Below are 19,171 nucleotides of genomic sequence, written 5' to 3'. Positions count from 1 at the left end.
GTCATCGGGGGCCCGCTACAGGTCCCCAGCTACGCAGGATCGACGACAGCGTTCCCGCAGGGTTGAATCAGCAGCCCCGGTTGGCAGTGGTGGTCTGTGAACTAGCGATGTCCCCACGGGGCACGGATGTGAGAGAACATGGTCGAGCAATCTGGCAATCCAATCGACCCGGCGACATTTGACGTCGGGAGACATCAGGCTGGTCAGGCGGTCGTGCTCACCGTCTCGGGTGAAGTGGACATGCTGACCGCCCCGCGGCTGGCCGACGCCATACACGCGGCGCTGGCCGCCGGGCCGGAGGCGTTGATCGTCGACCTCTCGAAGGTCGAGTTCCTGGCATCGGCCGGCATGACCGTCCTGGTCACCGCGCAGGCCGAGGTCGCGCCGCCGACGCGGTTCGCGGTCGTCGCGGAGGGTCCGGCCACCAGTCGGCCGATCAAGCTCATGGGAATCGACACGGTGCTATCGCTGTACAGCACGCTTGACGGCGCGCTGAGCGGTAGCTGATCCCGGCGCCCAGGGTGTCTCACACCGACGGCCCCTCGCGGTTCGTGCGTGCACGGATCGTCGCCGATGCGCCCAGCGCCGCGCGGGCCCGCGCCGAGTTCGGTAGCTGGCTGGACAGGCATTTCACCCTCGGCGCCGAGCGGCACAACGACCTGGTGCTGGCGGTCAACGAGGCGATCGCAAACGCCGCCGAGTTCGCCTACATTGACGTCCCGGACACCGGGACCATGGACGTCAGTGCCAACTACGACATCGAGTCGGACACCCTCGCGGTGACGGTCGACGATCGCGGCCGGTGGCGCCACAAGACCCCGGTCGCCGCGACGCCGGGCTCCCGGTTGTCGATTCGGGGTCGGGGCATCCCGCTCATGCGGGCGCTCGCCGACGAGGCGATCATCGACGGCACGCCCCACGGGACGAGCGTCCGACTCACCTGGACCGACATCACACACCGTTCCTGATATCGGGCGCCTGGCGCGTCCCTCTCTCCGCCAGCCGGTGACGGCGGCACTCCATTGCATCCACCCTCGTGGCCTCCTGCGGGTCGTCGAGCGTCTCCGGCTGCCTCGCGCCTTGTCATTAAGTAAATATATGTTAAGGTACTGAGAAATCACTCAGCGTCGAGAGGACCGCGATGACCACGACCGTCCAGGTGGCAGGCGTCGGGATGATCCCGTTCACCAAGCCCGGCAAAAGCCCAAGCTATTCCGAGATGGGAGAGGCTGCGGCTCGGGCTGCCCTCGCCGACGCGGGGATCGACTACAACCGCGTACAACAGGCCTACGTTGGCTATGTATATGGCGATTCAACATCTGGACAAGCTGCGCTGTACGGGCTGGGACAGACCGGGATTCCGATTGTCAACGTGAACAACAACTGCTCGACGGGATCGTCGGCGCTGTGGCTGGCCCGTCAGGCCGTCGCGCACGGCGCCGTCGACTGTGCCCTGGCGGTCGGGTTCGAGCAGATGGTGCCCGGGGCGCTGGCCAGCGTGTTCTCGGACCGGCCCAGCGCGATGGCCCGCCTGGAAAGCGCGCGCGACGAGTTGCAGACCTTCGATCCGCAGGCGCCGATGGCCGCGCAATTCTTCGGCGGGGCCGGCGAGGCCTATGTCGAGGAGTTCGGCATCGATCCCGCGGTGTTCGCGGAGATCTCGGTCAAGGCGCGCAGGCACGCCGTCAACAATCCGAACGCCGTGTTCCGCGACCCGGTCACCGTGGAGCAGGTACTGGCCGCACCGAAGATCTACGGCCCGCTGACCCGCCTGCAGTGCTGCCCTCCTACCTGCGGAGCGGCGGCCGCGGTGGTGTGCAGCCCGGAGTTCGCACGCAGACACAACCTGAAGGCCGACGTCGTGATCGCCGCGCAAAGCCTCACCACCGACCCCCCGACCACGTTCACGGGCAAGGACATGCGCAAGGTGATCGGGGCGGACATGGCGACCGCGGCCGCCAACAACGTCTACGAAAGCGCCGGCGTGGCGCCCGAGGACATTCGCGTCGTCGAACTGCACGACTGCTTCACCACCAACGAGTTCCTGACCTACGAGACGCTGGGTCTCACGCCCGTCGGCACCGCGGAGAAGTTCGTGCGCGACGGCGACAACACCTACGGCGGCCGAGTGGTCACCAACCCCTCCGGCGGTCTGCTGTCCAAGGGACACCCACTGGGGGCGACCGGCCTGGCGCAGTGCGCCGAACTGGTGTGGCAGCTGCGCGGCCAGGCGGGCGCTCGTCAGGTCGAGGGCGTCGACCTTGCGCTGCAGCACAACCTTGGACTCGGCGGCGCGTGCGTCGTCACGCTCTACCAAAAGGTGGACGCGCGATGAGCATCGACCGGTCCTTCATCGGCCGCGAGTTTCCGGCCGTGTCGCTGCTGGTGACCCGCAGCCGGTTACGCAACTTCGCCAAGGCGACCGGGCAGGATCAGCCGATCTACACCGACGTGGATGCGGCCAAGCAGGCCGGGCACCGCGATTTGCCGGTCCCGCCGACGTTCCTGTTCGGCGTCGAGCTCGAAGCGCCGGATCCGTTCGCGTTCCTCACCGAGCTGGGTGTGGACCTGCGCGCCGTCCTGCACGGCGAGCAAAAGTTCGAATACCGGCAAATGGCCTACGCCGGCGACGAATTGACCGCGACCAGCCGCATCGCTGACATCTACGACAAGAAGGGCGGCGCACTGGAGTTCGTCGTGCGCGAGTCCACTGTCACCAATCAGGACGGCGCAGTGATCGCGGTCCTGCGCGGTTCGACGGTGGTACAGAACCGTGCCGGAAAGGACCCGTCATGACCACATTCGCTTTCGAGGTCGGCGCCGAATTGCCACCGCTGCAGGTCGCCCCGATCTCCCGAACGACGCTGGCCCTGTTCGCCGGCGCCTCCGGGGACCACAACCCGATTCACGTCGACCTCGACGTTGCGCGCTCGGCCGGGCTGGACGACGTGTTCGCGCACGGCATGCTCTCGATGGCATACCTGGGCCGACTGCTCACGAATGTGGCCCCCCAGCAACAACTTCGCTCCTTCCAGGTGAGGTTCGCCGCCGTGACCCCGGTCCATGGCGAACCCACCTGCACCGGAACGGTGACCTCGATCGACGACGTGGACGGCGAACGCCGTGCGACGCTCGACCTGAAGGTCGCCCTCGCCGACGGCACCGTGACGCTGCTCGGCGGCGCGGTGATCGCCCTCGACTGAGCACTCGAATCAGGCCCTCAACCTTCTCAAGGACTGCGAAAGGACAATGACAATGGGGAAACTGGACGGCAAGACCGCCATCGTGAGCGGCTCGGGCCGCGGCATCGGCCGCTCGATCGCGCTGAAGCTGGCCGCCGAGGGCGCCAACGTCGTGGTCAACGACCTGGACACCGACCCGGCCAACGAGGTCGTCGCGGAGATCACCAAAGCCGGTGGTAACGCGGTGGTCTGCGCCGGCAGCGTCACCGCCGAAGGATTCGGCGAGCGCTTTGTCGGAACCGCGACCAGTGAATTCGGCGGGTTGGACATCATCATCAACAACGCCGGATACACGTGGGACTCCGTCATTCAGAAGATGGGCGACGACCAGTGGGACGCGATACTCGACGTTCACCTGAAGGCGCCGTTCCACATCCTGCGCGCGGCGCAACCCGTCATCAGCAAGGCCGTCAAAGCGGAGAAGGAAGCCGGCAAGCGGGTGCACCGCAAGGTCGTCAACATCTCGTCGGTGGCCGGGCTGTACGGCAACGCGGGGCAGGTGAACTACTCGTCCGCGAAGGCCGCCATCATCGGCATGACCCGCACCCTGTCGAAGGAGTGGGGGCGCTACAACGTCAACGTCAACGCAGTGGCCTTCGGATTCATCGAGACCCGATTGACGTCCGTTGCCGCCGATGGCAATTCGACCATCGAGATCGAGGGGCGCGAAATCAAGGTCGGCGTCAACCCCGGCCTGCTGGCGGCCGCACAGATGATGATCCCGCTGGGGCGCCCGGGTACGCCGGAGGAAGCGGCCGGGTCGGTTGTCATGCTGACCTATCCGGAGGCAGACTACGTAAGCGGCCAGATTTTGGTTACCGGCGGCGGATTCGAGGCCTGACGATGAGCACCCCCTACGCGAGCGCCTGGCGCGACGACGAGGTCGCGGCCCTCGGTGAGCTGGCGGATAAGTTCTTCGCGAAAGAGCTGGTGCCCCATCGGGAACGCTTCGAGGCCCAACAACACGTCGACCGACGGGTGTGGCTTGAGGCGGGCAACCTCGGCCTGCTGTGCTGCTCGATCCCCGAGGAATACGGCGGGGGCGGTGGCAGTTTCGCGCACGACCTCGCGGTACTCGAGGCCCAGGCCCGGGCGCTCGACTCCAGCTGGGGCAATGGAGTGCACAGCGGCATCGTCGCGCATTACCTGCTGGCCTACGGCACCGAGGAGCAGCGGCGGCGCTGGCTGCCGAAGATGGCCTCCGGCGAGTTGGTCGCGGCGATCGCGATGACCGAGCCCGGCGCCGGCTCGGACCTGAAGAATGTCAAGACGACCGCGCTTCGGGACGGGGGCGAGTATGTCATCAACGGCGCCAAGACATTCATCACCAACGGCTCGACGGCCGACCTGATCGTGGTGGTGGCGAAGACCGACCCGAAAGCGGGCGCCAAGGGCGTGTCCCTGATCGTGGCCGAAACCGACGGCCTGGCCGGCTTCACCCGCGGCCGGATCCTGGACAAAATCGGCCAGCACGGCGCCGACACCTCGGAGTTGTCCTTCGAGAACGCGCGGGTACCGGTCGACAACGTGTTGGGCGGCGTCGAGGGCAAGGGCTTCGGCCAGTTGATGACCCAGCTGGCCCAGGAGCGGCTCACCATCGCCGTCAGTGCCGTCGTCTCGACGGAGGCCGCCGTCGCGGAAACGATCGCATACACCAAGTCGCGCAACGCCTTCGGCCAGACGATCTTCGATTTCCAGAACACGAAGTTCACCCTGGCCGAATGCCAAACCCAGGCGCACGTGGCCCGCGTGTTCCTCGACTCGTGCATCGACAGGCATCTGCGTGGCGAACTCGACGCGACGACGGCCGCGATGGCCAAATGGTGGCTCACCGAACAGCAGTGCCAGGTGATCGACCGCTGCCTGCAACTCTTCGGCGGCTACGGGTACATGCGCGAGTACCCCATCGCGCGGCTGTACGAAGACGCCCGGGTGCAGAAGATCTACGGCGGCGCCAACGAGGTCATGAAGGACATCATCGCCCGGTCCCTGTAGCGCCGCGCAGCACGTATCCTTAGCCGTCGTTTCCCTAGCCGCCGCCTGACCGGAGGTGTCATGTCCGTTCCCGTAGCGACAGTCCGCCGCCGGCCCAAGGACCGCAAAGACCAGATCGTGGAAGCCGCACGTCAATTGATCGTCGAGCGCGGCTACCACTACGTGTCGATGGCGGACATCGCCGAGAGCGTCGGCATCACCGCGGGCGCGCTGTACCGCCACTTCTCGAACAAGGCGGTGCTGCTCGGCGCGGTGATCGACCGAAGCCTCGACGACGTGATCGCGGCCACCGATCAAGTGGACGTGACCCTGGATGAAGCGCTGGCTGCGGCGTGCGCGCAGGTGGTGAGCCGGCGCGACGTCGGCGCGCTGTGGTGGCGCGAATCGCGGCACCTGGATCCCGAAATGCTGGCCCGGTTACGCAGGCGGCTTCGTGACAACAACGGCAACTACCAGAACCTGATCCAAACCGAGCGCCCCGCGTTGTCGGATGTGCACGCGCAGCGGCTGGCTTGGGGAGTGCAATCGATCCTGGCCAGTCCGAGCTTTCACGCCTCAAAGCTCCCGCAGGCCGATTTCATCGCACTGCTCTTGTCGGCATGCCGGGCGGTGTGCGCGGTCGCGCCGAGTACGTCGCCCGCGCCGCCCCGGCGGCCACCCGCCCGTCTGGAACCGGTGTCGAAGCGCGAGAGCCTGTTGATGCACGCGGTAATGCTGTTTGAGCGCAACGGCTTCGAGGCGACATCGCTGAACGACATCGGCACCGCGGCCGGGGTCACCGGCCCGAACCTCTACAGCTACTTCGACAGCAAGGCCGACATTCTGGACGTGGCAATGTCGCGGGGCGTGAGCGCGCTCTGGCTGCTGCTGAACAGGGTCCTGCGCAACAACGACGAGCCGGCCGGCGCGCTTCGCGATCTGGTGCAGGGATACGTCCAATTAGCGCTGGAACAGACGGTTTTGGCTTCGGTGTTGCTGTCCGAGCAGCGCAGCGTCGACGACGCCTGGCTCGCCCGGCAGCGGGAATATGTCGCGGAGTGGGTGGCGCTGCTGCGCGGTGCGCGGCCGGCACTCGACGAGCGCTCGGCCCGCGTGTTGGTGCACACCGCGCTCGCGGTCATTCACAACATGGCCCAGATCGAACAACAGTCGAATGATCCCGGCGTCGCCGACGATCTCGCCGCGATGGCCGGCGCGGTGCTGTTCTCGGCCTGAGGGCACGGCCGGTCCTGCCATCTAAGTTAATAGGCCTTAAGCAACAATGATGGTTAGTTAGCGCCGTATCCGTTGTCAAGCATCGCTCTTGTGTAATAAGTAAATATTGAACATCTCGATGCAGCCCAGATCGAAGGATTAGAAACGATGTATCTCACCCAGCCGTTGCACCGCAACCTGCAGCAGAAGCCGAGCGACACCGCCACGATCTGCGGCGAGCGCACCCTGACGCATGCCGAGTTGCACGAGCTGGTGGCACGGCTTGCCGGGGGCCTGCGCGCCCGCGGCGCCGAATCCGGGGACCGCGTCGCCATTCTCGCGTTGAACTCCGACCGGTACTACCAACTGATGCACGCGATCGCGTGGGCGGATGCGGTGATCGTGCCGGTGAACACGCGCTGGAGCGCCAAGGAGATTGCGTACTCGCTCGTCGAGTCGGGCGTTCGGATGCTCGCGGTCGACGACGCGTTCGTCCCGATGCTGGCGGAGGTACGCGAGCTGGCGCCGGAGCTGGAGACCGTCGTCCACTGTGGCGATGCGCCGACGCCCGACGGCATGGTGTCGTTCGAAGCCCTTGTCGCAGAGTCAGATCCGATACCGGACGCACATCGCAGCGGCGACGCGCTGGCCGGCATCTTCTACACCGGGGGCACTACCGGTTTCCCGAAGGGCGTGATGCTCAGCCATCGCAACCTGTTCGCCTCGGCGCTCGGCTGTGCGGCGGCCGGCACGGTGACCCCACATGGCCGCGTGCTGCATGCCGCGCCGATGTTCCATCTGGCCGATCTGGGCTCCGCGGTCGTCCACTCGGCACTGGGTGGAGCACACGTGTTCATCCCGTCGTTCGAACCGGTCGCGGTCATGGCCGCGATCGCCGAGCACCGGGTCACCGATGTGCTTCTGGTGCCGACGATGATCCAGATGACCGTCGATCATCCGCGCCGGGCCGAGTTCGACCTGTCCGGTTTGCAGCAGGTGACCTACGGCGCGTCCCCCATCTCCGAGGCGCTCCTCGACCGCGCCCGCAAGGCTTTTCCCATGGCCGAGTTCACGCAGGCCTACGGCATGACGGAACTCTCGCCGGTGGCGACCATCCTGCGCAACGAACACCACGCCGATCCTGCGCTGAGACGCTCGGCGGGGCGTGCGGCGCCGCATGCGTTGGTCAAGATCGTCGACCCAAGCGGCAATGAGGTACCGCGCGGCTCGGTCGGCGAGATCGTCGTGTCCGGTGAGAACGTCATGCTGGGATATTGGAACAAGCCCGCCGAGACCGCAGCCGCGATCCGCGACGGCTGGATGTACACCGGCGACGGCGGCTACATGGACGAGGACGGGTTCGTGTTCATTGCCGACCGGATCAAGGACATGATCATCTCCGGCGGCGAGAACGTGTACTCCGTCGAGGTGGAGAACGCCGTCGCCAAGCATCCCGCGGTCGCCCAGTGCGCGGTGATCGGTGTGCCGGATGCGCAATGGGGAGAGCGGGTGCACGCTGTCGTCAGCCTCGCGCCGGGTGGCTCCTGCGAACTCGAGGACCTGCGCGCGCATTGCAAGAAAGAAATTGCCGGCTACAAGGCGCCGCGCAGCATGGAGATCGTCACGGAATTCCCCGTGTCGGGCGCGGGCAAGATCCTCAAAGGCGTGTTGCGCGAACGGCACTCCGAGTAAGGAAGAGCAGGGAAGAGGAATGACTCAGCGGTCGGACTACGGCGACATTCTCGTCGAACTGCGCGAAGACGGTGTCGGCGTCGTCACCTTCAACCGCCCCCAGAAGCTCAATGCGGTCACCGCCGAAACCCTTGCCGCATTCGAGCGCGCGCTGGGTGAGGTGGGCTCCAGCGGAAGCTGCGGTGCCATCGTCATCACGGGCGCGGGCCGCGCGTTCTGCGCGGGAATGGATCTCACCACGGCGTTGGCCGACGATGATCAGGATCCGATCGCTCACGCCTACGCGGTCGCGCGCAAGGCGACCGAGACCGTCGTCGCACTTCGCGAGGTGCCGCAACCCGTCGTCGCCGCAGTGCGCGGCCACGCCGTGGGCGGCGGATTCTCGCTGGCCGCCGCGGCGGACGTCCGCATCTGTTCCGCCGACGCACAATTCACGGCACCGTTCGTCAAGATCGGGATGACCGTCGGGGACATCGGCCTGTCCTGGCTGCTACCCAGGATCATCGGTGCCGGCGCCGCCAGCGAAGTCCTCTACACCGGCGGGACCATCGATGCCGCGAGCGCACATCGCCTCGGCCTGGCTCAGCGTGTCGTCGACGACCCGTTGGGCGAGGCGATCGAGCTCGCCGCCACCATGGCCGCGCGGCCACGGTTGGCGATGCGGATGTCCAAGGAGTTGCTCAACGCCAGCGTCGGCGCCGGCGGTTTCCGTGAGCACCTGGAGTTGGAACTGCGCTCTCAGGTGATCGCGCTGCTGAGCCCGGACCACCACGAGGCCGCGCGCAAGTTCCTCGATCGATAGCCGAGCCGCCCATTCATTGACGCGATCGGTCCCGAGGACTAGCGTCTTGAGTTACGCTACTTGCGGTATCGTAATATCCGATCAAGCCCGGGTTCGCTGCCCTGGAGGAATTCATGTTTGACCTGAAAATCATCGGTGGCACCGTCGTCGACGGCACCGGCGCCCAACGGTATCGCGCCGACATCGGCATCAAGGACGGCAAGATCGTCGAGGTCGCCCGGCGCGGCTCGGACGCCGACGAACTCGCAGGCGCGGCCGCAGAGACCATCGACGCGACGGGACACGTGGTGGCCCCCGGCTTCGTCGACATCCACACCCACTACGACGGCCAGGTGAGCTGGGACAGCTCGCTGGAACCGTCGAGCGGGCACGGGGTGACGACCGTGGTCACCGGCAACTGCGGCGTCGGCTTTGCACCGGTCCGCCCGGGCAGTGAGCAATGGCTAATCGAGTTGATGGAGGGCGTCGAGGACATCCCGGGCACCGCCCTGACCGAGGGCATCACCTGGGGCTGGGAGACCTACCCCGAGTACCTCGACGCGATCGGCAAGCAGAAATTCGCGGTCGACGTGGGCAGCCAGATCGCCCACGGCGCCGTGCGCGCCTACGCGATGGGCGAGCGGGGCGCGCGCAACGAGCCTGCCACCCCCGACGACATCGCGGCGATGAGCCGGTTGGTCCAGGAGGGGATCGAAGCGGGCGCGCTCGGGTTCTCGACCTCGCGCACGTTGGGGCACCGTGCGATGGACGGCGAACCCGTCCCGGGAACGTTTGCCGCCGAAGACGAATTGTTCGGGCTCGGCCGCGCCATGGCCGCAGGCGGACAGGCGGTGTTCGAACTGGCGCCGCAGGGCGCGGCGGGCGAGGACATCGTCGGGCCCAAGAAGGAACTGGAATGGATGCGGCGGTTGAGCGGCGAGATCGACCGGCCGGTGTCGTTCGCGCTCATCCAGGTGGACGCGGACCCGAACCTGTGGCGCGAACAGTTGGATCGCTCCGCGGCCGCGCATGCGGCGGGCAGCCGGTTGTACCCGCAGGTGGCGGCGCGCCCGTTCGGCATGATGATCGGCTTCCAGGGGCATCACGGCTTTAGCCATCGGCCCACCTACCGTCGACTCAAGGCCGAATGCAGCCGCGACGAGCTGACCCAACGCCTCGGCGACCCCGCCGTCAAGGCCGCCATCCTGTCCGAGGACGACCTGCCCGTCGACCCGTCGCTGCTGTTCGACGGCATGTTCGCGCTGGTGCAGCACTCGCTGGGCCGGCTGTATGCGCTGGGCGACCCGCCCGACTACGAGCCCACCGCGGACCGCACCGTGGCCGCGATCGCCAAGGCCCGCGGCGAGGATCCGCTGTCGACGCTCTACGACCTCATGCTGGAACGTGACGCGACGGCCATGCTGATGCTGCCGCTGTTCAACTACGCCGACGGCAACTGCGACGCGATCCGCGAGATGATGCTGCACCCGGCCGGGGTGCTGGGCCTGTCCGACGGTGGCGCCCACTGCGGCATGATCTGCGACGCCTCCTACCCCACGTTCCTGCTGACGCACTGGGCGCGCGACCGCAGGCGGGGCGAGAAACTGTCGCTGGAATACGTAATCCGCAAACAGTCGCACGACACCGCGCAGCTGTTCGGCCTCACCGACCGCGGCACCATAGCGCCCGGCAAGAAGGCCGACATCAACGTGATCGACATGGATGCGCTGAAGCTGCACCCCGCGGCGATGGCCTTCGACCTGCCGGCCGGCGGCAACCGGATCCTGCAGGGCGCCAGCGGATACGCGGCGACCATCGTCAGCGGGACCATCACCCGCCGCAAGGACGTCGACACCGGGGCGCGCCCCGGCCGGCTGGTGCGCGGAGCGCGTTAGGGTCCGCGCGTGACGACGCACGTGGACAGGACCGCCGGAAATCCCGCCCGCACCCGCGACGAGGACGCGATCGGCACACCCCCGGAAAGCCCCACCCTGGTCCCCGCGGAGCGCTACTACTCGAAGGCGTTCGCTCAGCTGGAAATCGAGCGGATGTGGCCGAAGGTGTGGCAGGTCGCGTGCATGGTCGACCACGTCGCCGAGCCCGGCGACTACTTCGAATACCGTTGCGGTCCTTACGGTGTGCTGATTGTCCGCGGTGACGACGGCGTGCTGCGCGCGTTCCAGAACGCGTGTCGACACCGCGGCAACTCGGTGTGCGTCGGCTCGGGTTCGGGCCTGCGCGAGCTGAAGTGCGGCTACCACGGGTGGACCTGGGACCTGGTCGGCGCGCTCAAGCGGGTGCCCAATCGCAAGGGTTTCGGCGCGCTGCGCATGTCCGACTTCCCGCTGGTGCCGGTCCGCGTGGACGAGTGGGAGGGGATGGTCTTCGTCAACCTCGACGTCGGCGCGATGCCGTTGTTGGAGTACCTGGAGGCCATTCCCGACGACGTCGCGTGGACCAACCTGAGCGACTTCCGCTGCTACGCCACGCTCACCATCGAGGTGGACGCCAACTGGAAGACGATCGCCGACGGTTACAGCGAGACGTATCACATTCAGACGCTGCACCCCGAACTGCTGCGCTGCGTCGACGACATCCATGCGCCCCAGCAGATTTGGGGCCACACCGGCAAATCCGATCAGCCCTACGGCGTGCAAAGCCCACGGTTTGACGGGACGCTGAGCGACGAAGAAGTCTGGGACGCTTACGTTTACACTCAGGGCCTGCTGATGGGCGCGCTGGAGGGCACCCCGTTTCCCGCCGACCGGCAACCGGGACAGACGGTGCCGGACCTGATCGCGGCCCAGACCCGGGCCTTTGCCGCGAGCCGCGGGGTGGACCTGGACTGGGCCGACACGGACCGGATCACCCGGCTGCACCAGTACAACGTGTTCCCGAACATGTCGTTTCTGACCAACGCCGACCACCTGACGATCCTGTGCTCGCGGCCCGCTGCCGGCCCCGTCGCGGATCCTGACAAGGGTGAGATGGTCATGTTCCTGATGACGCGGATGCCGTCGGGCGCGCCGCGCAACAAGCCGACCGACGTCCGCACCACCGCCGGCGAGGCCGAACCCGGTATCGTCCTCACCCAAGATGTCCAGGTGCTCGCGGGCTTACAGCGCGGCTTGCACCAACCCGGGTTCACCCACCTGGTGTTGTCGAACGAGGAGCGCCGCGTCATCAACATGCACCGCAACCTGGAGCGGTACCTCGACCTGCCCGAATCGGACCGGATGACCGGGGGCGACACCGGCCGTGTGCGGTGACGGTGACCGGATTGCAGTTCGCCGGTCTCAGCGATATCGGCCGCCAACGGACCAATAACCAGGACCGCTGGGGCGCAGACAGCGACCAGGGATTATTCATGGTCGCCGATGGCGTGGCCTGCAGCACCGACGGGGCGCTGGCCGCTCAGCTGGTCGTCGAGCTCCTGCCGACGTATCTGGCCCGACACCTCAAAGACGGCGACGACGCCGACGCACTCGAGTCGCTGGGCCGCGCCGTCGAGGAATTCTGCGACGACTTCCGCGCCTACGCCGACACCGATCCCCGCGTTGCCGGGGCCAACAGCACGCTGGTGGCGGTCGTCGTCTCAGGGCTGCGTGCTCTGGTGGTCCACCTGGGCGACAGCCGCGCGTACCTCCGGCGCGAGCGGGAGCTGCGACAGCTCACCCATGACCACAGCGTGATCCAGGAACTGCTCGACTCCCACGAGGTCGCTCCCGAAGACGCCGACCAGCACCCGGGCCGCAACATCATCACCCGGCACGTGGCGATGTACCCGCGGGCGGTGGCGGAAACCTCAACAGTGGAGCTGCGGCCCGGTGACCGGGTCCTGCTGTCCAGCGATGGCCTGCACGGTGTCGTCGGCGAAGCCGCGCTGGCTCAGATCCTGGATTCGCATCCCGCACCCGAGGCTGCGTGCGCGGCGCTGATCGAGGCCGCGAACCAAGCGGGCGGGCCGGACAACGTCACCGCCGTCGTCATCGACATAACCGAGGCCGGCTGATGGCCGGCCGTGTGGCGGCTCTCGTCGCGGCCCTGGCCGCCGTCTTCGTCGCGTGCGCCCCCGTCTCGTTCGCCACCCCGGGCCCCACCGGTTCGGCCGACGGCATCGACATCACGATGGCCGCAGAAGGCGACACCACCGTGCGACCGGGCGGACCTCCGATGCGGTACAGCATCACCCTGGCCAACTCGAGCGCCGACGACATCGCCCAGGTGGGGCTGGTGGTGTCGCTGAGCCACTGCGAGTGCGGCTCACCGGGGCTCAAGATGATGCCCAACGGGTCGATGCGCATGCTCGACCCGAACACCAACGCGTGGGTTTCCGTCCCGTACGACCGCGAAGGCGGCGGCATGGACTTCATCTTGCAGACCCTCGTCCCACCGTTCGACCTGAAGCGCGGTGAGACCATCACCTATCAGCTCGAGATGCAGATCGACGCCCAGCAGGGCTTCACCGTCGGCCGGGGTAACGGCGCCATCCATGTGACCAGGACCAACGTCGCCACGCACGAGGCCGTCGGCGCCAGTCCCACGGCGTCGCTGCGCATCTCCGTCGAGCCGTAGGCGCCCGGCTGCACCACTCGCCGAGTACCGGGTTGGTGACGCCGCCCGCGAATGCCGCGTCGCACCGGGCGCTGAGCCGCGACAATGTCGCAATGCGAACGACGAGGCTGGATCGCCGGTTCGTCATCGCCGGTATTCCCCTCGGACCGCTGCTGACGGCGCTCGGCTATGCCGCTTTGACGCTGTCGGGCGCGACAATCAGCGACGCGCTGCTGCTCGGTCTGGTCTGCTTCCCGACCGCACTGCTGCTAGTTGCCGCCGCGGTGGCCGCGGCCCTACGACGGGATGCACGCCGCTGGGTGTCGCTTGCGACAGGCACTGCGGCCGGCACCGCGGTCACCGCGCTCATCGTGGGCGGCGGTATCTCGCTGATCGCCTGGCTGCTGTCGGACCCGGTGCACCGCTGACAACAGACCCGGGCACCCGCCGAGGTTGCCGAGCCGCGATACTGGGAGCCGTTACACCATGGAGCGCCTCAAACCCACGACAGTGACGCCGGGAGAACCGCCATGAGCGACGAGCAGCCGACCATCATCTACACGCTGACCGACGAGGCGCCGTTGCTGGCGACCTACGGATTCCTACCGATATTGCGTGCCTTCGCCGAGCCCGCGGGCATCAAGGTCGAGACCAGCGACATCTCGGTGGCCGCACGCATCCTGGCCGAGTTTCCCGACGACCTGACCGAAGAACAGCGGGTGCCCGACAATCTCGCCGAGCTCGGCAAGCTCACCCAGGACCCGGACACCAACATCATCAAGCTGCCCAACATCAGCGCGTCGGTGCCACAGTTGGTGGCCGCCATCAAGGAACTGCAGGGTAAGGGCTACAAGATTCCTGACTACCCCCAGAACCCGAAGACCGACGAGGAGAAGAAAACCAAGGAGCGCTACGCCAAATGCCTTGGCAGCGCGGTCAACCCGGTGCTCCGCGAAGGCAACTCGGACCGTCGTGCACCCAAGGCGGTCAAGGAGTACGCGCGCAAGCACCCGCACAGCATGGGCGAGTGGTCCATGGCGTCGCGCACCCACGTCGCGACCATGAGGCACGGCGACTTCTATCACGGCGAGAAGTCGATGACGCTGGACAAGGCCCTCGACGTACGGATGGAGCTGGTCACCAAGCGCGGCGAGACCATCGTGCTCAAGCCCAAGGTGGCGCTGCAGGACGGCGACATTATCGACAGCATGTTCATGAGCAAGAAGGCGCTGTGCGACTTCTACGAAGAGCAGATCGAGGATGCCCACAAGACCGGCGTGATGTTCTCGCTGCACGTCAAGGCGACGATGATGAAGGTCAGCCATCCCATCGTCTTCGGGCACGCGGTCAAGGTGTTCTACAAGGACGCCTTCGCCAAGCACCAGGAACTGTTCGACGAGCTGGGCGTCAACGTCAACAACGGGTTGGTCGACCTCTACAACAAGATCGAGTCGCTGCCCGCTTCGCAGCACGACGAGATTATCCGGGACCTGCACGCCTGCCATGAGCATCGGCCGGAGCTGGCCATGGTGGATTCCGCGAAGGGAATCTCGAACTTCCATTCGCCCAGCGACGTGATCGTCGACGCATCGATGCCCGCCATGATTCGCCTGGGCGGCAAGATGTACGGCGCTGACGGCCGGCCCAAGGACACCAAGGCGGTGAACCCCGAGTCCACGTTCTCCCGGATTTACCAGGAGATGATCAACTTCTGCAAGACCCAGGGCCAGTTCGATCCGACCACCATGGGCACGGTGCCCAACGTCGGCCTGATGGCGCAGCAGGCCGAGGAGTACGGCAGCCACGACAAGACCTTCGAGATCCCCGAGGCCGGCGTCGCGAACATCGTCGACATCGACAGCGGCGAGGTCCTGCTGAGCCAGGACGTCGAGGAGGGCGACCTCTGGCGCATGCCGATCGTCACCGACGCCGCCATCCGGGACTGGGTCAAGCTGGCCGTCACCCGCGCGCGCAACTCCGGCATGACGGTGGTTTTCTGGCTGGACACGGAACGGCCGCACGAGGCGGAGCTCCGCAAGAAGGTCAAGACGTACCTCAAGGACCATGACACCGAGGGCCTGGAGATTCAGATCATGCCGCAGGTGTGGGCCATGCGGTACACGATGGAGCGGGTGATCCGCGGCCAGGACACCATCGCGGCGACCGGAAACATCCTGCGCGACTACCTCACCGACCTGTTCCCCATCCTCGAACTCGGCACCAGCGCCAAGATGCTGTCCATCGTTCCGCTGATGGCCGGCGGCGGGATGTACGAGACCGGCGCCGGAGGTTCGGCACCCAAGCACGTGCACCAGCTGGTGGAGGAGAACCACCTGCGGTGGGACTCGCTCGGCGAATTCCTCGCGCTGGGAGCCTGTTTCGAGGACGTCGGTATCAAGACGGACAACGAGCGGGCCAAGATTCTGGGCACGACGCTCGATGCGGCGATCGGCAAGTTGCTGGACGAGAACAAGAGCCCGTCGCGCAAGACCGGCGAGCTCGACAACCGGGGCAGCCAGTTCTACCTTGCGCTGTACTGGGCGCGCGAACTCGCCGATCAGACCGACGACAAGAAGCTGGCCGAGCACTTCGCCCCGCTGGCCGAGAAGCTGGCCAAGAACGAGGAAACCATCGTCAGCGAGCTGAACAAGGCGCAGGGCGAAGAGGTCGACATCGGCGGTTACTACTACCCGGACCCCGACAAGACCGCGGCGGTGATGCGGCCGAGCAAGACGTTCAACGACGCGTTGGCGGGCGCCAACGACTGACGCGCGGCGCCGGTCACTGCGCCAGGATCGCACCGCCCAGCCAACGGCGGATGAAGCGGCGTAGCTCGTCGGGCGAGCGCGCCGGATCGTTCGGTGCGACCCAGAACGACAGCATGGTGCGCAACGTGAACTCGACGAGTTCGCGCAGGGCCGTGTCGTCGTAACCGTAACGGGCCCAGTCCACGTCGAACCGTTCGATCATCCGCATCCCGATGTCCTGAGCCTCGTCGGAGGCGACGCCGCCCGCTTGCGCGCTGAGGTTGGGTGTGGTCAGCAGGATCCCGAGATGCGGTGTCCTGGCGACCGCTTCCAAGCTGTAGAGCACGCCCTCGGTCATGGCGTCCGCCGGATCGTGGATGCCGGTGACCGCCGCGGTGAGGTTGTCGATGAATTCGTCGACCGATGCGATGGCCGCGGCCCGCATCAACGCCTCCGCAGTAGGGAAGTAGCGGTACACCGTCTGCCGGATGACGCCCAGCGACGCGGCGACGTCGGAAATGCTGATCTCCGAGCCGGTTTCCGCGAGCAACTGCACTGCGGCGGCGACGATCCGCTGGGCGGCTTCCTCGTCTGTGGCGGGCGGACTGCCGCCCCATCCGCGTCTACGCGGCACCGCAGCAATCCCTCGACACCCAAGCAGGATAGCGGCGTTGACACTTCGACTCGCCCGGTGTAATCATACAGTTCTGTGAGTATTTGTATGATGTGCGCGGAGGGGCGGATGGCATGACGGACCTGCAGGTGCGGAAGATGCGCTTCGGATTCTCCGATCACCCGGTCCCCTTCCTGTGGAACGAGGCCAATCCGGCGTTCTCCGCCATGGCCAATGCCGTGTCCTTCCTGGCGGTTCCGTTCGAGAAGATGATCGTCAGCATGATCAGCGAAGCCATGCCGTTGATCGACGACCCCGTGGTGGCCGAGGAGGCGGACGCGTTCGTCCGCCAGGAGGGCCAGCACTCGATGGCCCACCGCGGTCATATCCGCGGGTTGATCAAGGCGTATCCCGGGCTCAAAGAAACCTATGACGAGGTGATGGCGTCGTTCGACGACCTGACCAATAACAAGCCGCTGAGGTACCGGCTGGCGTACACCGCCGACCTTGAGGCCACGTTCACCCCCGTCTTCAAGCTCATGCTGGACAACGACCGCACCCTGTTCGCGCCCGGCGACGACCGGGTGGCGTCGCTGTTCCTGTGGCACTTCGTCGAAGAGGTGGAACATCGCAGCTCGGCACTGATCATTTACGACGGAGTGGTCGGCGACCCCTGGTACCGGGTTCAAATGGCACCGTCGATCTTCCGGCACGTGCTCAACACCGTGCGGATCGCCGCCAGGGGCTTCAACAAGCACATCCCACTCGAGGTGCGCAAGGTGGACGCGCTATCCACGTTCGGCACCTATCGGCGCAAACAGGCCCTGCTGCAGCGGCTTCCGTTCCGACGCGCGGTCGACAACGGACCCGTCGTCAACGCGTTCGCCCATCTGCCGCTGCGCGAGCAGTTGATCGCGATGGCCGGCATCGTGTGCAGCCAGCTGCCCAAACACGATCCGACCCAGGAGAACCTGCCCGACCTGGCCGGGCAATGGTTCGAACGCTACGACGCGGGCTATGACGTGACCCACTGGTACACCGCCGACGCGGCAGCCCACAAGGCGGGAGCGGCGGGAGCGGCGGGAGCGGCGGGAGCGCTCTATGGCTGACATGTGCACGCCGACGTTCGCGGATCTCGCCCGCCGGCTGGGATTCAGCTGCCAGGATGCGGGCGGCTTTGTCAAGGTGCGCAACCCGTTTGGTCTGGAGAACTGGACGCTTCCCGTTCTCGAGGCGACGATCGTCGCCGGCGCGGTATTGGCGCTGGTGTACGCCGTCATCCGGTGGCGCCGCCACAACGATCCGACCAATCTGGTGCTGTGGTTCGGCGCCATCGCCTACCTGCTGATCATCGAGCCGCCGTTGTACTTCCCCGCCGCCTTCGGACTCCAGGACCACGTGCGTACCATGTTCGCGCACAACGTGTTCACGGTGGAGTTCCTCTGGGGACGGCTGCCGCTCTACATCGTCGCGATCTATCCGGTGATGGCAACCGTGGCGTTCGAGCTCGTCCGATCTCTCGGCGTGTTCCGCCGCTACGGCACGCTGATCGGGGCGGTTTGCGTCGGCTTCGTGCACCACGCGTTCTACGAGATCTTCGACCACCTCGGACCGCAATTGCGCTGGTGGGAGTGGGATCTCGGCAACCCGATGAATCAGCCGATGTTCGGCTCGGTGCCGCTGCCCAGCGTCGTCGTGTTCGCCACGCTGTGGCCGATGTCGCTGGCGTTCTGTGTCCAGTTCTTCGTCGGCCGGCGCGCGGATGACGGCCAGGGGTTCACCGGCATCCAGATCCTTTGGCGCACCGTCGCTGTCGGGGTCCTCGCGTCGATAGGCACCGTGCTGCTGCCGCTGCCCGCCACCGTCGCCGGGGGTCTGTCAAAGAGCAGCACCGCAGCCGGATTCGCCTACGCGCTGGAGCTATTGGCCGTCAGCATGGTCGCGGTGGCGGTGCTGGTCAGGCAGTGGCGAAGACGGCGCGACGGCGATCCCAGTCCGCCTTATTCCAACCCCTTCGTCGTCGGGTACGCCGTCGTGTATCTGGCCGTGATGGCGCTGCTGTGGGTGACGGCGCTGCCCGCATACCTCGACGCCACCAACGGCGTTACCGCCCACGGGGATCCGGTGGGCAATATCTGGTACACCATCGGCTGCTTCGTCATCGCGGGCCTGTGCATCGCCGCTGTGCTGACGACGACGCGGCGCGATGAGCCGGTGGCGGCGGAGCCGGACCCGTCAGAGCCCGTCGGCCGGGTGCAGTAGGGCGATTTGGCCGCGAGCGCGGCCGCGGCGATCTCGAGACTTAAACTGGTGCGCCATTACTCGGCGTGTCATCGCAGTCGTTTAAGTGTCG

The 19,171-nt window shown here is 66.6% G+C and carries 19 protein-coding genes; 18 read left to right on the top strand and 1 reads right to left on the bottom strand.

Features of this window, described 5'->3' with window-relative positions; translation table 11 throughout:
• The first annotated feature begins 138 nt into the window (after positions 1 to 138).
• The 16 genes from AC5Y5V_RS02035 (at position 139) to AC5Y5V_RS01960 (ending at position 16,226) form a co-directional block, all read left to right on the top strand.
• Positions 139 to 507, top strand: a complete 369-nt coding sequence (locus tag AC5Y5V_RS02035) for an STAS domain-containing protein (RefSeq protein ID WP_499930914.1) — start codon at positions 139 to 141, stop codon at positions 505 to 507.
• Positions 508 to 521: 14 nt separating this feature from the next.
• Positions 522 to 968: an ATP-binding protein gene (locus AC5Y5V_RS02030; protein WP_499930913.1), complete on the top strand. Its 447-nt coding sequence runs from the start codon at positions 522 to 524 to the stop codon at positions 966 to 968.
• A gap of 173 nt (positions 969 to 1,141) precedes the next feature.
• Positions 1,142 to 2,335, top strand: a complete 1,194-nt coding sequence (locus tag AC5Y5V_RS02025) for a lipid-transfer protein (RefSeq protein WP_499930912.1) — start codon at positions 1,142 to 1,144, stop codon at positions 2,333 to 2,335.
• Positions 2,332 to 2,796 (top strand): MaoC family dehydratase N-terminal domain-containing protein, encoded by a 465-nt coding sequence (locus AC5Y5V_RS02020; protein WP_499930911.1) that lies wholly within the window; start codon positions 2,332 to 2,334, stop codon positions 2,794 to 2,796. Before AC5Y5V_RS02025 ends, AC5Y5V_RS02020 begins: the two co-directional genes overlap by 4 nt.
• Complete coding sequence (locus AC5Y5V_RS02015) at positions 2,793 to 3,203, top strand: MaoC/PaaZ C-terminal domain-containing protein (RefSeq protein ID WP_499930910.1); 411 nt, start codon at positions 2,793 to 2,795, stop codon at positions 3,201 to 3,203. The genes AC5Y5V_RS02020 and AC5Y5V_RS02015 overlap by 4 nt, the downstream gene beginning before the upstream one ends.
• A 52-nt stretch (positions 3,204 to 3,255) precedes the next feature.
• Complete coding sequence (locus AC5Y5V_RS02010; RefSeq protein ID WP_499930909.1) at positions 3,256 to 4,083, top strand: SDR family NAD(P)-dependent oxidoreductase; 828 nt, start codon at positions 3,256 to 3,258, stop codon at positions 4,081 to 4,083.
• A 2-nt stretch (positions 4,084 to 4,085) separates the two neighbouring features.
• Positions 4,086 to 5,237, top strand: coding sequence for an acyl-CoA dehydrogenase family protein (locus AC5Y5V_RS02005; protein WP_499930908.1), 1,152 nt, complete (start codon positions 4,086 to 4,088; stop codon positions 5,235 to 5,237).
• Between the two features lie 60 nt (positions 5,238 to 5,297).
• Entirely contained in the window at positions 5,298 to 6,452 is a 1,155-nt protein-coding gene (locus AC5Y5V_RS02000; RefSeq protein WP_499930907.1) for a TetR/AcrR family transcriptional regulator, read from the top strand.
• Between the two features lie 147 nt (positions 6,453 to 6,599).
• Positions 6,600 to 8,123 carry a long-chain-fatty-acid--CoA ligase gene (locus AC5Y5V_RS01995; RefSeq protein WP_499930906.1) on the top strand — a complete coding sequence of 508 codons (1,524 nt, stop codon included), beginning with the start codon at positions 6,600 to 6,602 and terminating at the stop codon, positions 8,121 to 8,123.
• A gap of 19 nt (positions 8,124 to 8,142) precedes the next feature.
• Positions 8,143 to 8,925: an enoyl-CoA hydratase/isomerase family protein gene (locus AC5Y5V_RS01990; protein ID WP_499930905.1), complete on the top strand. Its 783-nt coding sequence runs from the start codon at positions 8,143 to 8,145 to the stop codon at positions 8,923 to 8,925.
• Between the two features lie 113 nt (positions 8,926 to 9,038).
• The gene (locus tag AC5Y5V_RS01985) at positions 9,039 to 10,799 is read left to right on the top strand and encodes an N-acyl-D-amino-acid deacylase family protein (RefSeq protein ID WP_499930904.1); all 1,761 of its coding nucleotides are present in this window, start codon (positions 9,039 to 9,041) and stop codon (positions 10,797 to 10,799) included.
• Between the two features lie 21 nt (positions 10,800 to 10,820).
• Positions 10,821 to 12,173, top strand: a complete 1,353-nt coding sequence (locus AC5Y5V_RS01980) for an aromatic ring-hydroxylating oxygenase subunit alpha (protein ID WP_499931097.1) — start codon at positions 10,821 to 10,823, stop codon at positions 12,171 to 12,173.
• Positions 12,174 to 12,175: 2 nt separating this feature from the next.
• Entirely contained in the window at positions 12,176 to 12,916 is a 741-nt protein-coding gene (locus tag AC5Y5V_RS01975; RefSeq protein WP_499930903.1) for a PP2C family protein-serine/threonine phosphatase, read from the top strand.
• Positions 12,916 to 13,479, top strand: a complete 564-nt coding sequence (locus AC5Y5V_RS01970; protein WP_499930902.1) for a hypothetical protein — start codon at positions 12,916 to 12,918, stop codon at positions 13,477 to 13,479. The genes AC5Y5V_RS01975 and AC5Y5V_RS01970 overlap by 1 nt, the downstream gene beginning before the upstream one ends.
• A gap of 92 nt (positions 13,480 to 13,571) precedes the next feature.
• Entirely contained in the window at positions 13,572 to 13,886 is a 315-nt protein-coding gene (locus AC5Y5V_RS01965; protein ID WP_499930901.1) for a hypothetical protein, read from the top strand.
• A 102-nt stretch (positions 13,887 to 13,988) separates the two neighbouring features.
• Complete coding sequence (locus tag AC5Y5V_RS01960; RefSeq protein ID WP_499930900.1) at positions 13,989 to 16,226, top strand: NADP-dependent isocitrate dehydrogenase; 2,238 nt, start codon at positions 13,989 to 13,991, stop codon at positions 16,224 to 16,226.
• 13 nt (positions 16,227 to 16,239) lie between these two features.
• Here AC5Y5V_RS01960 and AC5Y5V_RS01955 read toward each other — a convergent pair whose 3' ends face one another.
• Positions 16,240 to 16,839 (bottom strand): TetR/AcrR family transcriptional regulator, encoded by a 600-nt coding sequence (locus AC5Y5V_RS01955; RefSeq protein WP_499930899.1) that lies wholly within the window; start codon positions 16,837 to 16,839, stop codon positions 16,240 to 16,242.
• A gap of 113 nt (positions 16,840 to 16,952) precedes the next feature.
• On the opposite strand from AC5Y5V_RS01955, the gene AC5Y5V_RS01950 reads away from it, so the two are divergent.
• Both AC5Y5V_RS01950 and AC5Y5V_RS01945 read left to right on the top strand, forming a co-directional pair.
• Positions 16,953 to 17,927, top strand: coding sequence for a metal-dependent hydrolase (locus AC5Y5V_RS01950; protein ID WP_499930898.1), 975 nt, complete (start codon positions 16,953 to 16,955; stop codon positions 17,925 to 17,927).
• Entirely contained in the window at positions 17,920 to 19,080 is a 1,161-nt protein-coding gene (locus AC5Y5V_RS01945) for a hypothetical protein (RefSeq protein ID WP_499930897.1), read from the top strand. Before AC5Y5V_RS01950 ends, AC5Y5V_RS01945 begins: the two co-directional genes overlap by 8 nt.
• The last annotated feature ends 91 nt before the right edge of the window (positions 19,081 to 19,171 follow it).

The sequence above is a fragment of the Mycobacterium sp. NGS68 genome (assembly GCF_059812195.1).
The sequence above is the reverse complement of the archived record's forward strand: the minus strand, read 5'-3'. Positions and strand labels throughout refer to the sequence as shown.

Bases quoted from the DNA above. Each gene is read 5' to 3' on its own strand.
- AC5Y5V_RS02035 (WP_499930914.1), top strand. From the start codon at position 139: ATGGTCGAGCAATCTGGCAATCCAATCGACCCGGCGACATTTGACGTC.
- AC5Y5V_RS02025 (WP_499930912.1), top strand. From the start codon at position 1,142: ATGACCACGACCGTCCAGGTGGCAGGCGTCGGGATGATCCCGTTCACC.
- AC5Y5V_RS02020 (WP_499930911.1), top strand. From the start codon at position 2,332: ATGAGCATCGACCGGTCCTTCATCGGCCGCGAGTTTCCGGCCGTGTCG.
- AC5Y5V_RS02015 (WP_499930910.1), top strand. From the start codon at position 2,793: ATGACCACATTCGCTTTCGAGGTCGGCGCCGAATTGCCACCGCTGCAG.
- AC5Y5V_RS02010 (WP_499930909.1), top strand. From the start codon at position 3,256: ATGGGGAAACTGGACGGCAAGACCGCCATCGTGAGCGGCTCGGGCCGC.
- AC5Y5V_RS02005 (WP_499930908.1), top strand. From the start codon at position 4,086: ATGAGCACCCCCTACGCGAGCGCCTGGCGCGACGACGAGGTCGCGGCC.
- AC5Y5V_RS02000 (WP_499930907.1), top strand. From the start codon at position 5,298: ATGTCCGTTCCCGTAGCGACAGTCCGCCGCCGGCCCAAGGACCGCAAA.
- AC5Y5V_RS01995 (WP_499930906.1), top strand. From the start codon at position 6,600: ATGTATCTCACCCAGCCGTTGCACCGCAACCTGCAGCAGAAGCCGAGC.
- AC5Y5V_RS01990 (WP_499930905.1), top strand. From the start codon at position 8,143: ATGACTCAGCGGTCGGACTACGGCGACATTCTCGTCGAACTGCGCGAA.
- AC5Y5V_RS01985 (WP_499930904.1), top strand. From the start codon at position 9,039: ATGTTTGACCTGAAAATCATCGGTGGCACCGTCGTCGACGGCACCGGC.
- AC5Y5V_RS01970 (WP_499930902.1), top strand. From the start codon at position 12,916: ATGGCCGGCCGTGTGGCGGCTCTCGTCGCGGCCCTGGCCGCCGTCTTC.
- AC5Y5V_RS01965 (WP_499930901.1), top strand. From the start codon at position 13,572: ATGCGAACGACGAGGCTGGATCGCCGGTTCGTCATCGCCGGTATTCCC.
- AC5Y5V_RS01960 (WP_499930900.1), top strand. From the start codon at position 13,989: ATGAGCGACGAGCAGCCGACCATCATCTACACGCTGACCGACGAGGCG.
- AC5Y5V_RS01950 (WP_499930898.1), top strand. From the start codon at position 16,953: ATGACGGACCTGCAGGTGCGGAAGATGCGCTTCGGATTCTCCGATCAC.
- AC5Y5V_RS01945 (WP_499930897.1), top strand. From the start codon at position 17,920: ATGGCTGACATGTGCACGCCGACGTTCGCGGATCTCGCCCGCCGGCTG.